The sequence below is a fragment of the Candidatus Kaiserbacteria bacterium genome (genome assembly GCA_017134395.1).
Classification (GTDB): Bacteria; Patescibacteriota; Minisyncoccia; order Phycocordibacterales; family UBA2100; genus UBA2100.
Map to the genome: position 1 here is coordinate 160812 of CP070993.1, position 20060 is coordinate 180871.

At 43.3% G+C, this 20060-nt stretch carries 22 protein-coding genes; 20 read left to right on the plus strand and 2 right to left on the minus strand.

The annotated features are described in order from the left end of the window. Window positions 1-596: 596 nt before the first annotated feature. From JXR01_00820 to JXR01_00915, 20 genes are all read left to right on the plus strand, one after another. Window positions 597-806, plus strand: a complete 210-nt coding sequence (locus tag JXR01_00820; GenBank protein QSH39539.1) for a helix-turn-helix transcriptional regulator — start codon at window positions 597-599, stop codon at window positions 804-806. Further along, entirely contained in the window at window positions 796-1164 is a 369-nt protein-coding gene (locus JXR01_00825) for a hypothetical protein (protein QSH39540.1), read from the plus strand. The genes JXR01_00820 and JXR01_00825 overlap by 11 nt, the downstream gene beginning before the upstream one ends. Window positions 1165-1166: 2 nt before the next feature. After that, entirely contained in the window at window positions 1167-1844 is a 678-nt protein-coding gene (locus JXR01_00830) for a thioredoxin family protein (protein QSH39541.1), read from the plus strand. Window positions 1845-1848: 4 nt separating this feature from the next. Then, entirely contained in the window at window positions 1849-2559 is a 711-nt protein-coding gene (locus JXR01_00835) for a sulfite exporter TauE/SafE family protein (GenBank protein QSH39542.1), read from the plus strand. 4 nt (window positions 2560-2563) lie between these two features. Next, window positions 2564-3682, plus strand: a complete 1119-nt coding sequence (locus tag JXR01_00840; protein ID QSH39543.1) for a redoxin domain-containing protein — start codon at window positions 2564-2566, stop codon at window positions 3680-3682. Window positions 3683-3752: 70 nt separating this feature from the next. Then, a complete protein-coding gene (locus JXR01_00845; protein ID QSH39544.1) occupies window positions 3753-4250 on the plus strand; it encodes a DoxX family protein in 498 nt (165 codons plus the stop codon). Between the two features lie 64 nt (window positions 4251-4314). Beyond that, window positions 4315-4770 (plus strand): DUF1360 domain-containing protein, encoded by a 456-nt coding sequence (locus JXR01_00850; GenBank protein ID QSH39545.1) that lies wholly within the window; start codon window positions 4315-4317, stop codon window positions 4768-4770. Between the two features lie 49 nt (window positions 4771-4819). After that, a complete protein-coding gene (locus JXR01_00855) occupies window positions 4820-5503 on the plus strand; it encodes an NTP transferase domain-containing protein (GenBank protein QSH39546.1) in 684 nt (227 codons plus the stop codon). A 187-nt stretch (window positions 5504-5690) separates the two neighbouring features. Then, window positions 5691-6848 (plus strand): hypothetical protein, encoded by a 1158-nt coding sequence (locus JXR01_00860; protein QSH39547.1) that lies wholly within the window; start codon window positions 5691-5693, stop codon window positions 6846-6848. 70 nt (window positions 6849-6918) lie between these two features. Then, entirely contained in the window at window positions 6919-7740 is an 822-nt protein-coding gene (gene atpB, locus JXR01_00865) for a F0F1 ATP synthase subunit A (GenBank protein QSH39548.1), read from the plus strand. Window positions 7741-7811: 71 nt separating this feature from the next. Further along, the gene (gene atpE / locus JXR01_00870) at window positions 7812-8039 is read left to right on the plus strand and encodes an ATP synthase F0 subunit C (GenBank protein QSH39549.1); all 228 of its coding nucleotides are present in this window, start codon (window positions 7812-7814) and stop codon (window positions 8037-8039) included. Between the two features lie 5 nt (window positions 8040-8044). Next, window positions 8045-8488, plus strand: coding sequence for a F0F1 ATP synthase subunit B (gene atpF, locus JXR01_00875; GenBank protein ID QSH39550.1), 444 nt, complete (start codon window positions 8045-8047; stop codon window positions 8486-8488). Window position 8489: 1 nt separating this feature from the next. Beyond that, the gene (locus tag JXR01_00880; protein ID QSH39551.1) at window positions 8490-8876 is read left to right on the plus strand and encodes a F0F1 ATP synthase subunit delta; all 387 of its coding nucleotides are present in this window, start codon (window positions 8490-8492) and stop codon (window positions 8874-8876) included. Between the two features lie 18 nt (window positions 8877-8894). Beyond that, complete coding sequence (locus JXR01_00885; protein QSH39552.1) at window positions 8895-10466, plus strand: F0F1 ATP synthase subunit alpha; 1572 nt, start codon at window positions 8895-8897, stop codon at window positions 10464-10466. Between the two features lie 5 nt (window positions 10467-10471). Then, window positions 10472-11386 (plus strand): ATP synthase F1 subunit gamma, encoded by a 915-nt coding sequence (atpG, locus tag JXR01_00890; protein ID QSH39553.1) that lies wholly within the window; start codon window positions 10472-10474, stop codon window positions 11384-11386. Between the two features lie 5 nt (window positions 11387-11391). Further along, window positions 11392-11760, plus strand: coding sequence for a hypothetical protein (locus JXR01_00895; protein ID QSH39554.1), 369 nt, complete (start codon window positions 11392-11394; stop codon window positions 11758-11760). A 43-nt stretch (window positions 11761-11803) separates the two neighbouring features. Next, window positions 11804-13183, plus strand: coding sequence for a F0F1 ATP synthase subunit beta (atpD, locus tag JXR01_00900; protein QSH39720.1), 1380 nt, complete (start codon window positions 11804-11806; stop codon window positions 13181-13183). Between the two features lie 5 nt (window positions 13184-13188). Then, the gene (locus JXR01_00905; GenBank protein ID QSH39555.1) at window positions 13189-13449 is read left to right on the plus strand and encodes a F0F1 ATP synthase subunit epsilon; all 261 of its coding nucleotides are present in this window, start codon (window positions 13189-13191) and stop codon (window positions 13447-13449) included. After that, complete coding sequence (locus JXR01_00910; protein ID QSH39556.1) at window positions 13442-13750, plus strand: RNHCP domain-containing protein; 309 nt, start codon at window positions 13442-13444, stop codon at window positions 13748-13750. The genes JXR01_00905 and JXR01_00910 overlap by 8 nt, the downstream gene beginning before the upstream one ends. Next, entirely contained in the window at window positions 13747-14565 is an 819-nt protein-coding gene (locus JXR01_00915; GenBank protein ID QSH39557.1) for a hypothetical protein, read from the plus strand. The genes JXR01_00910 and JXR01_00915 overlap by 4 nt, the downstream gene beginning before the upstream one ends. Before the next feature lie 336 nt (window positions 14566-14901). Here the strand turns inward: JXR01_00915 and JXR01_00920 are convergent, their stop codons facing one another. After that, the gene (locus JXR01_00920) at window positions 14902-18207 is read right to left on the minus strand and encodes an efflux RND transporter permease subunit (GenBank protein ID QSH39558.1); all 3306 of its coding nucleotides are present in this window, start codon (window positions 18205-18207) and stop codon (window positions 14902-14904) included. 7 nt (window positions 18208-18214) lie between these two features. Beyond that, window positions 18215-19924 (minus strand): HlyD family efflux transporter periplasmic adaptor subunit, encoded by a 1710-nt coding sequence (locus tag JXR01_00925; GenBank protein QSH39559.1) that lies wholly within the window; start codon window positions 19922-19924, stop codon window positions 18215-18217. Window positions 19925-20060: the final 136 nt, after the last annotated feature.

Here is a 20060-nt window from a genome sequence, read left to right on the forward strand (position 1 = left end):
ATTGAGGCGTTTAGTTTTGCTTTCTTTGTTTAACAAGTTCATACTCCTCTCAGATTGGAGGATTCAAAAATGGATAACGTTGGTAGGATTTTACTCATGATTGCACTAGGGCTCGCCTGTGCTCTTGTTATTGGAACGTGGACATCTCACGACCCACAAACAAACAACATGATGCTCCAAAGAATCCAGTAACGGATTCATAAACCCTAGGCGAATTTATTCGCCTAGGGTTTATTTATAGCCATATATAGAACGTACTTTTTACAAATTGCAAGTGACTTTTTGGATATGGGTGTTGCAAAATGTTTTATTTGTAGCACCATAGTAAAGCATCCAACGAGATGCTTACCAGTTTAATAAAAAAATCATGGACGATAACCAAGGAACAACAGAAGGAACAGAAGCGGAAGCTCCTGCAACAGAAGGAGAAGCAACTGAATAGTTCAGTTCTATTCCAGACTACACATTCATTTGTGTAGCATACACAAAATCCCGCTTCGGCGGGATTTTGTTTTATCTGAATACTTTGTCCACATTTGTGAATGTAAAGTTAGCTTTACATATAGAGGGGAAGGAGTATTATGTAGATTACATGTATGACAGAACAACCGATTACAACATTCTTACGCGACGTACGAACGCGATCTCAGGCAACTCAGGAGCAGCTGGCGGACGCCGTTGGTGTATCACGGCAAACAATAATTTCGATAGAAAAAGGGAATTACACACCCTCAGTGTTGTTGGCATTACGTATAGCCCATTATTTTAATGTACCTGTAGAAGATATATTTGCGTATGAAGGATAATTTTATTGCAGAAATAAGTGTGGGGGTACTTTTGGCAGCGCTTGTTGCGATTCTCACCTACGCTCACACAGCATGGATGCCAAACATGGCGACCATGATGGTGTTAGTGCTTATTGTAGTAGCGTTTGCGGTATTTGCAGTATTTGTATGGCGCGAGCGTCATGGAGACGAACGAGAACAGCTTATACGCTTTGTTGCCTCACGTATCGCATTTCTCGCAACGGGATTGATATTACTGATAGGAATTATTGTTGAAACTTTCATCTATTACACGCCCAACCCGTGGTTAGGGCTTGCGCTGGTGGTAATGGTTGGAGGGAAAATTATTGGTCATGCCTACGGGCGTAAAAAATATTAAGTATGAATAATCAAAAAGGAATGACTACCACAGTAGTCGCAAGTATAGTAGTACTCTTATTACTTTTAGGAGGTGGTTGGTACGCATTTTCACAGGATGAAGAACCTGTAAAAACTGGTGACGCCATGATGGAGAGCGAAAGTGATGAATCTATGACTAGTCACGAGAGTGACACAACAATGGAGGGTGAAGGAGGAGACACCATGATGAAGGAAGATGGTGACACTATGATGGAAAGTGAGCATAGCGAAGATGCTATGATGGAAGAAGGAAACACAGACGCAGCAATGAAAGACGAAGCGTCTTTTAAGGGCGCGGTTATTGCCGGCTCAAGCTCACCACTGCTTGAGTATAACCAGCGCGACTATAACACGGCAATTGCAAGTGATCGCGTAGTTGTTTTGTACTTCTATGCAAATTGGTGTCCATTGTGTAAAGCAGAATTTGTAGACACAAAAGCTGCATTTGATGCACTGACCGAAGAAGATGTTGTAGGTTTCCGAGTGCATTTCAACGATGGGGACTTAACTCCAGAAATGGAAGAGCTGGCACGTGAATTTGGCGTTGCCTATCAACACACAAAGGTATTTATTAAAAACGGTGAACGCGTACTTAAGTCACCAGAAACCTGGAGTAAAGACAGGTATCTGACTGAGTTTGCGAAACACATAAACAAATAACAGTATGTTTGGTTCTGAAGTTACCCTCGTAGTCGCATTTATCGCAGGAATAGTGTCTTTTCTATCTCCGTGCGTCTTGCCCATTATTCCAGGCTTTTTAGCGTATCTTACTGGTACTTCAGCCCAAGAAAAGCCAAAACGAAGCCGAGTCGTCTTACACAGCGCACTGTTTGTATTGGGGTTCTCGCTCGTTTTTGCTCTTCTCGGAGTCTTACTAAACACTGTACTTGAACGCTCTGCATACGATACTCAAATTTGGCTGTCGCGTATTGGTGGAGTCATTATAATCTTCTTCGGACTCTTCTTGATGAAGCTCATACGTCTCCCATTTCTCGAGAGAGCTCACACAATTAATGTTGTCGGTAAATTTAAATCGAAGTATCTTACCTCAATGTTATTTGGTGCAGCGTTTGCTGCCGGATGGACGCCTTGTGTAAGTGCTGCATTAGGTGCGATTCTTGGACTTGCAGCAAGTAACCCTGGTGTAGCGTTTTGGCTTCTTATGTCTTACTCATTTGGTTTGGGAGTTCCGTTTCTTGTTATTGGGTTCTTTGCAGCGGATGCCGGAAGAGTTATACAACGTTACGCCAGCTCACTTACGTATGTAAACATGGTGTTTGGTGCACTGCTTATCGTTTTGGGAGTTCTTATATTCACGCAAGATTTGGTTCTCTTATCTAACTTTGAACTTCTTAATAAAATCCTCTTGAAATAACACCATGAACGCAAAGCAGCTTATAACGCTTGCTCTAGTTGCTGCCCTTATTGTTGGGGCAATTGCATACCTTCAAAGTAAGAAGATACCAGTAGATGTTGCAGCGCTCGCAGCTGAAGCAGAAATTGTCATTCCAGAGCTGACGACATCAGAAAAGGCTGAAAAATATGACCGTGCACGTGAAATAACACAACCTGCCGGCTTTATTAATACTGAAGCCTTTAATCTTGCTGACGTTGTTGGAAAGAAAGTAATATTGCTAGATATCTGGACATACAGTTGTATTAACTGCCAGCGTACCTTGCCGTACATAACCGCATGGGATGATAAGTACAAAGATGAGGGTCTGCTCATTGTGGGAATACACTCTCCTGAATTTGAGTTTGAAAAAGACATCGAAAATGTACAGACTGCAGTTGAAAAGTTCGGCATTAACTACCCAGTTGTACTTGATAACGACTTTGGAACATGGCACGCATACCGAAATAGTTACTGGCCACGTAAATATCTTATCGATATCGATGGATTTGTCGTCTACGACCACATTGGTGAAGGTGCCTACGATGAAACAGAGGCAAAAATAAAAGAACTGCTTGCAGAACGCGCGCAAAAACTTGGCGAAGTAGTTGATTTAACAGGGCGTGTAGACACTATTACCGTGCCTGAGGCAATTGCTGATACTGTTCCGCGAAGTCCAGAAGTATACTTTGGTGCGTGGCGAAACAGCACATTTGGTAACGGAAGCCCTGGAATGCTTGGTGGATACGAACTAGAGCGTCCTGCCACATTTGTTCGAGATATTTTTTATCTCACTGGAGCATGGAACATCTACCAGCAATATGCGGAGAATGCAAAGAAAGACGCCCGTATAATCTACAAGTACAGCGGCGACAAGGTCTTTATGGTTGCCAGCTCAAAATCTGGTGCAACAATACGACTTCTACAAGATGGTGAACCAATTGGCGCCGCTGCCGGTGCTGATATTGATGAAAACGGGCGAGTAGAGGTGAAAGAAGAACAACTCTATAAACTTGTCGATAATCCAGATGGTGCGGCAGAGCACACACTTGAAATAATCATCGAAGATCCTGGTTTGGAGATATTTACCTTTACTTTCGGTTAATTCCACAGTTACGAACTAGCGGTGCATACATCTGCTATAATGAAAGTGTTATTATTTAATATATAATCGCATGACTCATTCAAACATTGAGCACTACGCACCACTTGTTGGGCGTGTGTTGCTCGTACTTTTATTTATCGTGAGCGCCTTTGGCATCCTCACAAACTTCTCAGGTACTGCAGGTTTTTATGCATCACTAGGTATTCCTGTTGCTGCAGCAGCAGTAGTTGTAGTGCTTTTGATTAAAATTCTCGGTAGCCTCATGGTGGCAACAGGAATACATGCACGTACTGGTGCATGGGCACTTATTATCTTCACAATTGCTGCTACACTCATGGCTCACATTGGTGAAGGTCAAATGGTTTCAGCACTTAAGAACCTCTCAATAATTGGTGGTTTACTGCTCGTTACAGTATATGGAGCTGGACCTAAATCACTTGCACACTTGTGCCCGTGTCCAAAATGTAAGGTTGCAACTCCAGTCGCAGCAGGTGGCGTATGTAACTGTGGATCGTGTGACGCATGTCGCGCAGCACAAAGTGCACACAACGACGGAGGATCTCAATAAACCTTCATACACTGTTTTAAAAAAGAGCATCTAGGGATGCTCTTTTTTGATATACTAATGATATATGAATTCAAATACTAAAGACCAAGCCGTGTGGAATGCTTTATTCTCACTTTTATTCCTGTTGTTACTCATTAGTGCATTTTGGGGGCTTACCAATGGACTTGATAGCTTCAAGTGGCTCTATGTCCTCGATAGTATGGATATCGCGATACTTGCTCTGGCAACGTTTAGAATAGTGCGCCTTGTGACATTCGACAAAATATTTACCTTCGTTCGCAATATTTTTATGGATTTACAAGAAGATGGCAGCTATGAAAAGCCTGAAAGAGGTATCCGTCGAACTGTTGCAGAGCTTATTGAATGTATATGGTGTACTGGTCTTTGGGCAGCGCTACCAATAGTGACACTCTATTTCATAGCAGATATAGGACGTTTCTTTGTACTTGTGCTCGCCGTGGCAGCTCTCGGAAGTTTCTTGCAGCTCTTTTCTCAAATGGTTGGAAGAATAGGGAAGTAGAAAGAGTTCACATTGCTATTTTCAGTCTTAACGGTAGAGTTGTATACGTATGCAGGCAGTATTTTTAGTAGCAGGAGAAGGTACACGAATGCGCCCTCTTACGTACCATGTTCCAAAACCAATGGCTCGAGCTGGTGGTAAGAATCTTGTAGAGCACAATATTGATAATCTTCCGAAAGAAATAACCGAAATAATTTTTGTGGTTGGCTATTTGGCTGAACAAATCATGAATCACTTTGGGGACGAATACGAAGGCCGTAAGATTACCTACGTGCGGCAAAAGAAGCTATTAGGTACTGCACATGCTCTTTCTTTGTGCCAAAAGCATCTACACGGACGCTTTATAGTACTTATGGGTGACGACGTTTACGGAAAAGATGATATTAAGAATTGCCTGCAGTATGACTGGGCATGGCTCGTGAAGAAAGTTCGTGGAAAATTTACCGGTGGTCGAATTATTTATGATTCTGATGGCAACGTGACTTCTGTAACCGAGGGCAAGCATAATGTGAAAGATGGATTTGTCGGTACAAACCTATTTGTTTTAGGAATGGAATACTTTAACTATCAAATGGTACCAATTAAAGACGGTAAAGAGTACGGACTTCCTCAAACTGTAGCTCTCGCTGCGGAGGATTTCCCGATAAAAATGGTGGAGGCAAAAAATTGGGAACAAATTAGCGACATGAATGATTTAAAAAGGTTGCATACACGTATCTCTAAAGGACAATAGTATCAATAAATAAGCGCCTTTTTAGAACTAAATGTCCATTAGATTTGGTGTATTTCAGTAGTATTTCGTAATGTATTTGCTTTCTTGACACCCTTTACGCTTCAACACTATAATCACAGTAACTTAAAGCTCTTTTTGTTCCTTTGGACACACTTTCAGACGAGGATTATTTTTTAACCGAAACAAAATGAGTGCGCAACTTACTTCACTCGCGCAAACGCGCGGACTACAACTTTCTTTACTAACACTTTTGGCTGCATTATTTGTGCTTACACCTAGCCTTGCAAGCGCTAATACGTTGCCTATTGGCGTTCTTGAACGCCAGACATGTGACTCTTTTAGCGTTGATATACACGGCTATGGAGCTGGGATGATGCATAACGCAAATCCCATGGAGATTAGCGGACAACGAGTTACTCATATTAGCGCTACAGAGAACTGCGCGGTGGTTGAGTGGCAAAGTTCTACTCCTGCCGCTACACAAGTGTTGTTTGCAGAACTTGGTGACGAACCAGTACCTATCGATACATCCATTGATCCTGATTTCGGATACCCACACGCAAGCACACAAAACAATGCTGGTATCGCTAATCACGTAGCTATCCTAACTGGTCTTGAGGCAGGTAAGGCATACTCATACCGTGTGGTGACACGTTCACACCCAAGCGCGCTGCCAACGATAAGTGATCCTCAGGTTCTTATTGCTGGACCTTATACAGTGCCGGTAGCACCAATAGTACCTACTACTCCAATTGTTACACCAACTCCTACATTTGATGCAGAGAAGTTCCCAATAACACCAACTGCTACAGTAAAGCCAGTAGCAGTGACCCCGGTTACAGAAATAAAGGAAATAGAGGACGATAAAGATGTTACGGTTCCGGCTGCTATTACTGCCGCATCAAACGCTTTTGGTGCAACTTCGCGGGAAGGAAGTCTATGGGAAACTATCACAGGATTCTTTAACCGTATAACCCCTGACGTAAGTCGTTTAAGCCTTTCGTCAAACATTGGTCTATTTGAGAAGGATCGCTACATCGTTCCAACACTATTCTTCCTTGTTGTCTTGTTTCTGATACAGCATCTTATTCTTCCGGCATTCAGTATCAGTCTCAAAAACCCTCTTCTGTATTGGCTTGTTGGTAGTGTTGTTCTTGCGGTTCTCTCTTCGGTATTTATGCTGTACTACGTAACGCTTATAGCAATCGCACTGTTTTTAGGTATTCTTGCGTGGTATTTATTGCAAAATATTTCCGATGAGGATGGCACTCCAGTTCAGCCAAAGTTGCTTGAAACAATCGGCTCAGACGCAAAGGATTCAAACAAGAAAAAAGATGAAAAGTAGTCTGGAATTAGATACAGGCTATGCTACAATGCGCGCGCCTCTTTCGTAAAGAGGTCCACGCGACATATACATGGAAAAAAGCACCACAGCAATTGAACATGCGGCAGAGGTTACTCATGCTGTACAGGAAACAGCGACGCACGCTGATTCTGGTATACACATTGCGTTAGCAGCAGAGCAGGTAGGTGTGTTCTTTGGCATCCCAATAACCAATACACTGATTACAAGCTGGATTGTGATGCTTATCCTCGCGACAATTGCTTTTTTTGTCGGTAGAAATTTAAAGGTGATACCTGGGCGCATTCAAATATTCTTTGAAGAGATGCTTTCATTCATTCTTGGATATATGTCTGAGGTACTTGAGGACGCAAAGCTCGCACGAAAACTCTTTCCACTTATCACGACTCTCTTTATTTTCATTGCACTCTCAAACCTCTTAGAATTTACGCCAGGTATCGGAAGTCTTGGTTTTGTTGAAAGTACAAGTCATGGTGAAGTCTTTACCGCAGTGCTGCGAAGTGTAAACACCGACTTGAATGTCACCCTTGCATTGGCAGTGATTGCGTTTCTTACAATTGAGATAGTTGGTGCCGCTACTCTTGGTACGTTAACCTATGCAGGTAAGTTTTTGAACTTTAAATCGGTAATCGGATTCTTCGTAGGAATCATTGAGTTATTTAGCGAATTTGCACGGCTCATTTCATTCTCGTTTCGTTTATTTGGAAATATTCTTGCTGGAGAAGTGCTGATTGTTGTAATTGCTTCGTTCGTCCCGTATTTTTTACCAGTACCAATGATGCTCTTTGAAGTGTTTGTTGGTTTAATTCAGGCAGCAATTTTTGCACTCTTAACTCTTTTCTTTGTTAAGATAGCTATCACAAAACCACATTAGCCTCGACAGCGTCGAGTCTGATGTGGCTCTGTGAAAGTAGTCAGAGTTTTAATAGATAAATTTCATAATATATGGAACTTGAAGTAGCAAAAACACTCGGAATGGCACTTGCTGTTGGACTTGGTGTTATCGGACCAGGTATAGGTATTGGTCTCATCGTCGCAAAAGCACTTGAGGCAATTGGACGAAACCCAGAAGCAGCTGGAAAGGTAACTGCGACTATGTTTATTGGTATCGCATTCACTGAGGCGCTTGCCATTTTCGCATTGGTTATCGCCTTTATCGTTAAATTCGTTTAGCGAGTATGGAAGAAATCGCACGCGTATTTGGACTCAATTGGAAACTGTTTATTGTACAGACAGTTAACTTTGGCGTACTTCTTTTGGTACTGTGGTATTTCTTATACCGACCTGTTCTCAACATGATTGACGCGCGTCGCCAGAAAATTGAAGAAGGTGTCGCAAGTGCTGAAAAAGCACAAGAGCGCCTTGGTGAGATTGAAGGTGAACGAGAAGACGTGCTAAAAAAGGCAACGACTGAAGCTGATGAAATACTTTCAACTTCAAAAGACCGTGCGCAGGAGAAAGCATCAGAAATTGTTACTGAAGCGGGAAACCGTGCTGAATCTCTTGTTGAGAGTGCACAGCAACGTGCTGAGGAAATGAAAGAACAGGCACTGCGTGAAAGTAAGGAGGAAATTGGGAAAGCTGCAATTCTTGCAGCTGAACAAATTCTAAAGAAAAAATAATATGCCAGCAGAGTACGCACATGCACTACACAATACCCTTAAAAAAGCATCCACAAAAAGCGAGGCTAGTGGCCACGTTGACGCATTAGTTGCAGCTCTACAAAAGTCTGGGAAGTTGAAAGCACTCCCTGCAATTTTGCGTGAGTATGAAAGAATTGAGCTTCGCAAGAACGCACACAAGCCAACTCTTACACTTTCGGACACAAAGGACGAAGGTATTGCACGTAAAGAGTTGGAGCAGAGGTTGGGAGAAAAAATCAGTGATGTCGCTATCGAAACGGATGAAAATCTAGTTGGTGGGTGGCGCTACATACATAACGACACACTTTTAGACACAAGTTACAAAGCAGCATTATTAGAATTGTACCGTCGAGTTACAGCAGTTTAATAGCAAATTACACACAGTATGGATACGTTAATTATTGAAAAAATCCAAAAGGAAATCGAAAAGTTTGAACACACAACTGATGTTGAAAAAGTCGGGCGTGTCGTTCGCGTTGGTGACGGTGTCGCCGAAATTGAGGGACTAGAAAATGCAGTCATGAGCGAAATGGTGCTCTTTGATGATTCAAGCGACCTAAGTCTTGAAGACGCAATGAACAAGAGTGACGCACTCTATGGTCTTGTACTTAACCTTGAAGAGGATTCTGTAAAGGTAGTGGTACTTGGTGACGTATCTCGTGTGGGAGAAGGAATGCTCGTGAAGAGTACGGGGCGCGTTCTTTCGATCCCTGTTGGAGACGAACTGCTCGGACGTGTGGTAAACACACTTGCTGAACCGCTTGATGGTAAAGGGACAATAGACGCAAAAACATTTTCACCTATTGAGCGCGAAGCATACGGAGTACTTGACCGACAATCAGTCGACACACCACTACACACGGGTATTAAGGCTATCGACTCTATGGTTCCGATTGGTCGCGGACAACGTGAACTTATTATTGGTGACCGATTCACTGGTAAGACAACCATTGCAATTGACGCAATCCTCAACCAAAAGAACGAGCCGGCTGAAACACGGCCGATTTGTATCTATGTTGCTGTTGGACAAAAGGAATCAAAAACTGCTCGCATTGTTGCACAGCTTGAAGAAGCGGGCGCAATGGAATACACAATCGTCGTTTCAGCCTCTGCAGCCTCTCCTGCTGCACTACAATTCCTTGCACCATTTGCTGGAGCAACGATTGGTGAGTACTTTATGGATAGTGGCCGTGATGCGCTCGTGATTTATGACGACCTCTCAAAGCAAGCTGTGGCGTATCGACAACTTTCACTATTGCTACGACGACCACCGGGGCGAGAAGCGTATCCGGGGGATATTTTCTACCTGCACTCACGACTACTTGAGCGAGCAGCGAAATTAAATGATGAAAAGGGAGGTGGTTCTCTAACCGCACTTCCAATTATTGAGACACAAGAAGGTGATGTGTCTTCGTATATTCCAACAAACGTGATTTCTATTACCGATGGACAGATTTTCTTGGACGCAAACCTTTTCAACAAAGGTACACGTCCAGCTATTGATGTTGGTAACTCGGTATCACGTGTGGGTTCTGCAGCCCAAACGAAAGCCATGAAGTCTGTCGGTGGTTCTATTCGTATCGAGCTTGCACAGTTCCGCGAACTTGAAGCCTTTATGCAGTTTGCGCAAGACCTTGATGAAGCAACAAAGCAACGTATCGATCGCGGACGACGAATGACTGAACTTCTCAAGCAACGTAATGGTGAACCTCTTTCATTTGAAAAACAAGTTGTATCTATTTACGCTGGTATAAACGGACTCTTTACTGATGTTGAAGCAGAACAGGTAACCACGGTAGAAAGTGTATGGCTAGAATACATGGACGGTCAACATAATGACCTTCTTACTGCTATCCACACAACCGGAAAAATTGAAGACGAAACAACCCAACAACTAGACAAAGCGATGGAGAGCTTTAAGAATGCACGCTCTGAACTCTTCACAATGAGTGAATAATCTATATGGCAGGTCTTAAACAGTTAAAATTGAAGCGGCAGTCAGTGATGAAGACGCGACAAGTGACGCGTGCTATGGAAGCGGTATCTGCTGTAAAGATGCGTAAAAGCCAAGAACGCGCGCTTGGCGGACGTGCCTACGCTACAGGTGCACTGCGTATTTTGAATCACGTGACACACGCTGTTGGTCTTTCTTCACACCCACTCTTTGAAGAACGTGCTACGGGCGCAGTTGGTTTAATTATTGTAACAAGTGACAAAGGTCTTGCTGGCTCACTCAACAGTGCGGTTATCAAAAAAGTTGATGCGTTCCTAAAGGCGCCTGAGCACAAAGATGCAGAAAAGGTTTTTATTTGCATCGGTCGCCGAGGGCACGACTACATCCAAAACCGTGACCTGAAAGTAATCCACTTCGAGGAAAACAAAAACGACGACTTCACCGAAGTTGATATGGAACGAATAACCAAAGCTGTGCTTACCGAGTACGAAGACAGCACGCTTCGTTCGTGGGAAGTTGCCTACACAAACTTTCAATCTACTTTTGAACAAGAAGCGGTAACACGGCAATTGCTTCCATTACATACTGACTCTCTCGAAAAAGTTATTGAAGGTATCACTCCAGAAAGCGGTAAGTATTCTGAAGAAGAGAAATCAGAAAAATCTTTCGCCTTTACCGTAGAGCCAAATGCTGATGAGATTCTTGAGGCAATTATCCCAAACCTTGTGAATATTTTTGTATACCACACGTTGCTTGAGACAAAGGCTTCAGAACACTCAGCACGTATGGTTGCTATGAAGAACGCAACTGATAAAGCAACTGAATTGAGTCACGAGCTTATGTTGAAGTTCAATAAAGCACGCCAAGCGGTCATCACGAGCGAAGTGAGTGAAATTACTAGCGGTATCGAAGCTATGAAATAATTTGTATGGAAAACTCAAAAAATAATGAAGCAATGGCCCGATTAAAAAACATCTTGGATGCAACTGAAGCTCATAGGGAGGTATTTGAGAGTATGGTTAAAAGAATAATCTCTGCACGGGCTGAAACAGAAGTAAGCCTTGAAACAGCGAGAAAAATAGTTGAGAGTCTTGAAACCTTTGCTCTTGATGCAATTAGTGCACAACCTACTGTAAGTGCTAAAGCGTTAGGGATTGCCTTACAACAAGCCACTGATGTATATCTTGAAGAAAATATTGGGGAAATTATGGAAGAAAATAAAATACTAAGACAGTCCCGATTAGAAGAATTTATCAGAACTATCGCACCACATTTAAAGCCTAATTGGGAAAAGTAAAGTGATTAGCATGAGAACAAAATTACAAAGCATTAACCAAATTATTATGAACACAGGAACAATAAAAGAAATCATCGGACCGATTGTAGACGTGCACTTTAGAGATAAGATACCAGCCATCCAACATGCGCTTGAAGTAAAGCGTGGAGATGGGCGTGTTGTGCTTGAAGTTGCACAACATCTTGGACTCGACCGAGTGCGCTGCATCGCAATGAGCGACACTGCAGAACTTTCTCGTGGTATGGAAGTGACCGACACTGGTGACGCGATTTCTGTTCCTGTTGGTCAAGAAAGTTTGGGTCGTATGTTCTCTGTTCTTGGTGACCCAATTGATGGGAAAGGTGAAGTGAAGGGGGAACGTCGCGGAATCCACCAGGCACCACCCGAATTCTCAGAACAGCAAACCAAAGCCGAAGTGTTTGAAACCGGCATAAAAGCAATTGACCTTATGACTCCTTTTATTAAGGGAGGAAAGGTTGGACTCTTTGGTGGAGCGGGCGTTGGAAAAACAGTTTTGATTCAAGAACTTATTCACAACGTTGCGTCCGAACACGGTGGGCATTCAGTGTTTGCCGGAGTAGGAGAGCGTGTGCGAGAAGGTAACGACCTCTACCACGAAATGAAAGAATCTGGTGTGCTTGATAAAACGGCACTTGTGTTTGGACAAATGAATGAAGTACCAGGAGCACGAGCTCGTGTTGCGCTTTCAGCTCTCACCATGGCTGAAGCCTTCCGTGACGAAGGCGGAAAAGACGTTCTGTTCTTCATGGATAACGTATTCCGATTTGTACAGGCCGGTTCTGAAGTATCATCACTTCTTGGACGTGTTTCTTCTGCCGTTGGGTATCAGCCAACGCTTGCTGAGGAAATGGGGCTTCTGCAGGAACGTATTACTTCAACTAAGAGTGGTTCTATTACGTCTGTACAAGCGGTATACGTACCAGCTGACGACCTCACTGACCCAGCACCAGCAACAACTTTTGCTCACCTCGACTCAACAGTGGTACTTAGCCGTGCGCTTGCACAGCTTGCCATTTACCCTTCAATCGACCCACTAGAATCTGCATCGACCGCGCTTGCGCCTGAAATCGTAGGGGAAGAACACTACCGAGTTGCTAACGAAACAAAGCGTGTACTTCAACGATACAAAGATTTGCAAGACATTATTGCCATTCTTGGTATCGAAGAACTTTCAGACGAAGACAAAACATTAGTATACCGAGCACGAAAGATTCAGAAGTTCCTTTCACAACCATTTAATGTTGCAGAAATTTTCACTGGAAAAGCTGGACAGTATGTGTCGCTTGAAGAAACTATTCGCGGGTTCGGAGAGATACTCGATGGAAAACACGACAAAGTAGACGAGCAAGATTTCTACATGAAGGGTGGTATTGACGAAGTTCTTGCAGCAGGAAATAAATAATCTCTATGTCAGATAAATCATTTACATTGCAAGTAGTTACCGTTGCTGACGCGCTTTTTGACGGGCAAGCAACAGAACTGCACTGCAAAGGTTCTGATGGACAGATGGTTGTTCTTGCGCACCATGAACCATTTATAACTCGTATTGAAAAAGGAACCTTGAAAGTTGTACCGACAACAGGGGAGCCGCAAGAATTTCCAATAGTAAGCGGCGTGCTTGAAGTTGCAGACAACAAAGCAGTGGTGTTATGCTCAAGGGGTGAGTAGAACATTCCAACGGAAAAAAGAAAACTTTGTGTGTGACAATTGCGGCGCGAATGTAGTAGGTAGTGGCTATACGAACCACTGCCCAGAGTGTTTGTGGAGTAAGCATGTTGATGTCTATCCTGGAGACAGAGCAGCACAATGTGGTGGGCTTATGAAGCCCATCGAAGTACTTCGAGAAGGAGACTCGTATATACTGCTACATAAGTGTATACACTGTCAGTACGTTAAGAAAAACAAATTGGCTCGCGAGGACAATATGGAAACAGTTATCGCGCTTGCGCAAGAAATAGCAAATAAATGAATACTCACGATTTAGTTTACGTAGTACATAAACATGTTGGGGAAACTCCACTTCAGGCAATTGAAGCATCGCGTGCTGAGCGTGGTATTGCTGACGGTATTCCTATGGCGTACGCGGGAAGACTTGACCCAATGGCAGAAGGAAAGCTGTTAGTACTTACAGGAGAAAAGTGTAAAGAGATTAAAAAATTCTGGGATTTAGATAAGGAATATAAGATATCGGTAGTTCTTGGAATATCCAGTGACTCGCATGACGTGCTTGGCCGCCTTTCTTATTCTGCTAATCCACTTAAAACAATCGACGCAGCTGAAATCAAAAAAGCTGTTAAGGATTTTGAGGGCGAATATAGCTGGCCCTATCCTGTCCTTTCATCTAAACCAGTAAAAGGGAAGCCTCTATTCCAGTGGTTCTTGGAAGATAGACTCGATGAAATTGAGATTCCGAAGTCGGAGGGTAAAATTTTTAATATAGAACTAACAAATATACGGACAGCGACCCCAAAGGAACTGAAAAAACGTACGCTCGAAAAGATTCACGCACTGGCAATCGTAACTGATGAATCAAAGCGTTTAGGACGTGATTTTAGGCGTCATGAGGTTATAGATTCCTGGAACACGTGGTACAAAACAGATGCTCAACCATTACAAGTACTCGATATTACCTGTACTGCAAGCTCAGGTACCTACATGCGCACACTGGCACATGAGTTAGGAGAACGATTAGGAACTGGTGCTTTGGCTCTTGAAATAAACAGAACAGAAGTAGGGAAGTACGCACAGTTTGGACCTCTTAAATTTTGGAGAAAAAAATACTAGAAAAATATGGACATCCGATGTCCATATTTTAATATAAGAGCTTCACTACAGAGTTTAAAAGTACACAAGAGATTACCTTGACCAAGGTTCGACCTTGGTCAAAATATACGCATGCCAGTAGGTTATATATATCAGTTAACTGATATATTTCTTCATCTATGAGGGCGAGAAGAAAACTGTATTGAATTGTGTTTAAGAAGACGTTTAAAAATAGTTTCTTGAATACTCCAGTTAACTGGAGTATTTGATGTATGATTGAAATTTTAACGGTAAACGCCTCAGTAATTGAGGCGTTTAGTAAAAAGACCGCACAACAGTGCAGTCTTTTTACCTTTTCTATTCTTCAAACTTTCCGGGCCACCGAGCGTAGATTGAAGGCACCAAGAGCAAAGTAATAATGGTTGCAAAGGCAAGTCCGAACATCAACGCGTACGCCAACGGCACCCAAATAGCTGCAGCAAAGAGAAGTGGTACTACACCAATCACTGTTGTTAAAGCAGTTAAGAGCACGGGGCGTAATCGTGATGTTGTTGCATCGACAATAATCTCGTTAACAGACTTCGTATCTCCAAAACGACGGCGTTGTGTATTGATGGTATCAACAAGAATAATAGAGTTATTTACCACAATACCCGAGAGCGCAATGAATCCCATAATGGAAGGGAAGGAGAGTGGACTTCCGGTTATCATTAAGCCGCCAAAGACTCCGATAAGTGAAAGTGGGACAATTGCGAGCACATACACAGCATAGCGGAATGAATTGAACTGAAGTACAAGAATAGCAAACATACTTACCATTCCAATAATGAGTGCGACGAACATATCTTTAAATGATTGATCAACGTCTTCACTCTCTCCACCAACGGAAATAGAGACGCTCTCAGGAAGTACATACTCCTCAATCTTCTCTTCAAACTCTGCTGAGATTTTTACGGCGTTTCCTTCCTCGGTGAGGCGGCTTGAAACTGTTGCGATACGCTCACCATCGTCGTGTCGAATGGCCGAGCGGCTTGGTTGTATTGATACCGTAACGAAGGATGAAAGGGGGACAACTCCCGTTGGTGTTGCGACTTCAATTTGTGCAAGTGTGTCTATGGTCGTTGCATTTGTTGCAAATGCGTCGGCACCATCTTGTGTATCAAGTGCGAGGCGAGTGATGACATCAATGTCATCACCGAGTTGTTTAATTTCCGTTGCTTCTTCGCCATACAGAGCTGCACGAAGAGTTGTTGCGATAGTTCCAATACTTACGCCTTGAGCAATTGCCTCAGCTCGATTAATACTGAATACAAACTCATTGGTATTATTTTTTGTGCTTGATGTAATGTCAGTGGTGCCAGAAATTTCTTCAAGTACTCGCTCAACGACAGTCGCAGCTTCTTCTAAGTCCGTAAGGCTGTCACCTGAGAGGGTAATCGTCACTGGGGCAAGCGACGGAGGACCATCGCTTAGCTGATCGACACGCATCTGGGATGTATGAATCTCACTGAGCTCTCCTCTAATATCATCGATGATTTCAGTACTTTCTCGCTCTCTATCTTCATCGAGTGTAATAAAGATGTTTGCAAACCGAGCGTTAGACGACGAGCCGCCTGTGGTATTTCCAAAGGCACTGGTGCGCCCTACTGTTGTCACAAAAGAGGTTGCTTCAGGAATGGTGTAGAGAATCTCTTCAGCTTTACGGATTTCTAAATCAGTTCGCTCGAGGATGCTTCCCGTTGGTAGTTCAGCTTCAATGAAAATCCAATCGGAGTCAGTATCTTCAAAGAAGATAACATTCACTGCACCAGTTATTGGGAGAGATAGAGACACTACAAAGAGAGCAAATAGGGTAACAATAATTGTGTTTTGAGATTCACGACTTGCAAGGAATCGGGACAGATGCGCTCGATACCATTCTTCGATTGTGTGCACAATCTCATCACGCTTGCGACTTACCTGAGCTCCGAGCTGTTCATGCGAGCTCTGTTTTATTCGCGTATGCGTGGTTGGAAATAATGGGTTGACCCAAACTAACATGAGGATAAAGTTCCCAAAAGAAGCTAAGGTTCTAGCGAACGTACTTCTTTCTACGATCACTTCTTCGTGTAGAGATTCTTTTGTAGCTGGCTTATTTCGACGCAATAATTTTGTTGCGAACATTGGTACAAATCCAAGTGCCACTAACAAAGATGAAAGAAGGACGAAAATAATGGTAAACGGAATACTTTTTATAAACTCACCGGTGATACCTGAAACCATCAACAGTGGTGCAAATACCGCAACGGTCGTCATTGTTCCGGCAGTTAGCGGAACATGGAACTCACGAACGACATCGAGTGCTGCGCGTGATTTTATTTTTTCGCGCTCTTTGTTAGATTCACCTTCATGCGATTCGAGTTGGTGGAGACGGCGGTTTATACCCTCAACAATAACAATCGTGGAGTCGACAATAATACCAATAGAGAGAATGAGAGCAAAAAGACTTACGAAGTTTAACGTGTTTCCAGAAGCTTCAAGTCCTATAAATGCGGTAAGAAACGAGAGGGGGATAGAAATTGCAGCGATAAGGGCTTCGCGCCACCCAACGGCAAGTAACAACACAATAGTAACCAACAGAACGGTTTGTAGACCACTCCGCGTGAGTGTTGTAAGGTCATCTTGCAAGAGCTCGCCGTTGTCGAATACCACATGAACCTGCATACCCTCAAGCAATTCGCCCTCTTCTTGGAGTTCAGCGAGCTTCGCTTGTACATCTTTGCTCACTGAGGTGATCTTTGCACTTGAGCTCTTAAATACATCGAAAGACACTGACTCGATTGACGGTGCGCTGTTTATACTCGTACGACTATACGTTTTTGGCTCTTGGCGACCATCAACAATGCGTGCGATGTCACGAACGTATATTGGTGTGCCTCCAACAGAGAGGATGGGGATATCAGCAACTTCTTGCGTTTCACTAATATCGCCAGCGAGACGGACAGGGAACTCCGCGTCGCCTAATTGAATATTACCAACCGGAAGTGCTACGTTTGCAGCAGAAATTGCACGCGTTACATCCGTTATTGTAAGACCTAACTGAGCCAGCGCATTTCGGTCGATAACAACAGTTACTTCGCGTTTTTCAACTCCTCCAACACTTACCGATGATACCCCGCGTACCTTTTCTAGTTCATCTGCGGCATCTTCGCCAAGTTGGTACAAGAGCTCCTGTGGAATATTGGCAGAGAGCGTTGCAGTCACAACTGGGTCTGAGCCAAATTCGATTTCAATAATTCGAGGGTCAAGCGCTTCAGTTGGCAATTCACTTTTAGAAACATCGACTTGGTCACGTACGTCACTGATAGATTTCTCTATATCAGCACTTGCCTCAAACTCAATAGTAATATTCGATACGCCCTCACTTGAATTTGAAGTGATGTTTCGTACATCACTCAGACTATTTTTTAGAGGTTCCTCAAGAACATTCGTGACAAGTTTCTCAACGTCTTCGGGGGAGGCACCGGGTAAGACAGTCGAGACAACAGCAATAGGCACATCAACTTCAGGTGCTGATTCTTTAGGGATATCAAATATCGCCGTTATTCCGAGAAAGAGTATCGCGAGAATAAGAATAATGGCAAAGCGGCTGCGTTTCGTAAAAAAGCTCCAAACGTTATACATACATCTGTTAGTTAGAAACTATTACAGTCGCGCCGGCAGCGAGTCCGCGAGCATCAAGAACGATTTCTGTGTCACGAGTAATACCATCGACAATTTCAATGGATGACTGGACAACAGAGCCAAGCTCCACTGCAATTGCTTCAAGAGTACTCTCTTCAGTCACGATAAATACGAATGCATCATCTCCCACAAGTTTAAGAGAGGCTATCGGTACAAGAATTTTTGTGTCGTCTTCACTAATGTTTTGGCTTGCAAGATTGAGAAATTCTACTGAGACACGTGAACCGTGAGTTAATGGTACGTCGTCAGCAACAAGAGCAATATGCACTTCCACCTGACGTTTAACGGGATCAACCCCTGGCGCAATGCTTGTAATAACACCTTCGTGCTTTCGGTTTATAAGCGCGCGCCCACCCACTGCAATACGATCAATTGCGTTTGAAGCGACAAATGTTTCTATTTCGAGTGCATTATCGTTTGCCACAAGCCCAATGTCTTGGAATGAAGTTACGAAATCACCTCTATCAACAGTAAGAATAGTAACAATGCCAGTTACTGGTGCTCGCACTCGTGTGTTTTCAAGCTGTGCAACGGCTTGGGCAAGCGTTGCCTGAGCTGACTCTAATTGAGCTTGTGCAACTTCTACATCTTCCTGCTGTGCTCCAGTCACACCTTGTGATTCGTTTTCTTGCGCTACAGTTAACGCAGTTTGTGCGCCATTAAGTGCACCGCGAGAAGCTGAAAGGGAAGATAACGTACCAAGGATACTTGTTCGTGCAGCGATAGCTGTGGTTTTGTAACTTGCAATAGTTGTTGAAGTAACTGATGCAGTCGTCACTGCGCCGTCAAGTGCAGAAATGACATTGTCGAGCGTATTTTTAATCTCGATCATTTCTGTTTCTAAAGTATCAATTTCTGATAGAACTTGTGCGGTTGATAGGATTGAAACATCTCCTGAAGCCGCAGCATGGCGATTGATAGTGCTTTCCAAGATAAAGCGCCCATGTTCGGCTGCTGTTGCTTGAGAGCTATTTGTTGAAACAAAAGTAAGCTTTGGGTTTGCTCCGTCAGGGTTGTTAAAGAAAACATCAATACCACCTGAAAAAGCTGCATCACTTGCAGCGTAGGCACTGAGTAACGTATTGCGGGCTGAAGCTGTTGCTTCATTCATACCTTGCAGTGCACTTGCAGTATTTGCTTTGAGTACTGCTAGTTGTTCGTCACGAGTACCACCGGACACTTTACTAAAATTTGCGGTAGCCTGTGCGACACTCGCTTGGGCCTGCGCAACGCTTGCCCGTTCGGATGCATTCTCGATTGATGCGATAATAGTCCCAGCTCGCACACGTTGACCAACCGTCGCGTTCACACTCGTTATAACACCTGCTCGTTGTGCGCGAAGATCACCTTGTGTTTGAGATTTTACCTCCCCTGTAGTTTCAAGGACAGATTCAAGCTGAGATACAAGACCAGCGGGTGCAGTTGTTACCTGTCGCGCAACAACTGTTCTTTCTGAATCATCCTCTCCAGTAAACAAGCTCTTGGTTACACCAAATCCTAAAAAGATAACGACAATAAGAAGTGCGATTCCAGTTCGTTTTGTAGAGTACCGGCTTACAAAAGCCCGGGTGCGTGGCATTGGCATTGCGGTATAAGCAGAAATGATTACGTGACCAAGGTCACCTAGCTTTCGTCGCAGAGTTGAGAATGAAATCATATAGTTTGTATAGTTGTAATTATTATTTGTGCCCTATAATGCGTTTAATTATATATATCGTCAAGGTATCGTTGCGCTGTGTAGCTTTTTCTATACAATGGTTGGAATACACATAAAAGCGAACTAATAATACACT